Raw genomic sequence first — 1,226 nt, forward strand, 5'->3', positions numbered from 1 at the left:
TTGTGAATCCATCGCTCTCGCCTGCTCTTCGTCCCAAAATATAAACATCATAGCTTGCTAGAGCACTGTTGTTAAATCCTCTAAAATTCAGTACATAGTCAGTATTTCGTTCAAGATTAAAACGGTGACTAGACAAAAAGTTTTTGTTTTTAGTTGCATTGCTTAAACGCATAAGGTCTTTCTGCCCGTTGTGATAAAAGCTATGCTTAACCAATCTTCCTAAATTTTGAGTTGAGCCCCATTTATTCGTATCATTTTTAAAATCACTATTCTTAATGAGGTTAGGGCCGCTTACACTATATTTCCCAACCTCAACCTGAAACAGTTGATTGGTCATAGCCATGCGAGCAACCTTATCCGCAATTCCATTTTCAGTATTGCCCAAAATCCGCTCGTAAAGTTCACTGGTTTCCTTAACACGCTGGAAGTCAGTAGTCTCTACCTTACCTGCCAGTTGATGGGATAGGTTCGCAATGTTCCTGGTCATATCCTGCTTATAAGTTGTTATTTGGCTTGAAATATCCCTAAATGTCCCGTCGGCAGATTGACGATAGCTAGCTATTTGGCTAGTTATTTCTTTATTCGCACTCGTTTTAACTCCTTCAATTCTCCGATGAATCCCCTCCACGTCTTCTTGATAGCTTGATTTCCCTACATAATCTCTGGATATCTGCTCACGAACTGCTCTTGCTTGTCTCGCGCTCTCCTCACGAGTGTAGCGCTGTAAGCTTTCCTGTCTTTGACCATCTTGAGTAACATAGGCCTGAACAGCCGACAAATCCGTTCGCAATTCCTGCGCTGTTCGCTCAAAGCTAGCCTTAGCTTGTGTGATGAGACCATTGGTGTCTTCAAGCGCTGGACTCCAGTCTGTCGCTAGGGTACCTTTTTCAAGTTTAATCCTACGAATGAAAAGAGTTCCTCCGTATCCTAAATCTGAATTGAATAGGGTCATCTGTAGCTTGGATTCAGAGGGCGCATCCTCTTTAAAAAATACCGGACCTGTAAGCCTAAATCGCTGCCACTCCCTAGTCGCAGTGAACTCTTTTTGTCCCTCTATACCAAAGCCATTCGCCCCACCATGCAACATATGGAAAGGAAAAGAACCATCAACTTCATCGAGTTTACAATCAAACGAGAGAGTCCAAGTTGTCCCAATATCGGACTTTGAAAGATAGGGATCTAGATTATCAAACACAAAACCAAAACGAGACTGTTGAATTTTCTCG

At 42.3% G+C, this 1,226-nt stretch carries 1 pseudogene; it reads right to left on the bottom strand.

Going from position 1 to position 1,226, the window contains the following annotated elements:
* A pseudogene (locus tag HT693_RS00105) lies at positions 1 to 1,226 on the bottom strand (hypothetical protein); the annotation flags it as partial.

The sequence above is a fragment of the Streptococcus sp. 2154 genome, from assembly GCF_013277255.1.
GTDB classification, from domain to species: domain Bacteria; phylum Bacillota; class Bacilli; order Lactobacillales; family Streptococcaceae; genus Streptococcus; species Streptococcus pseudopneumoniae.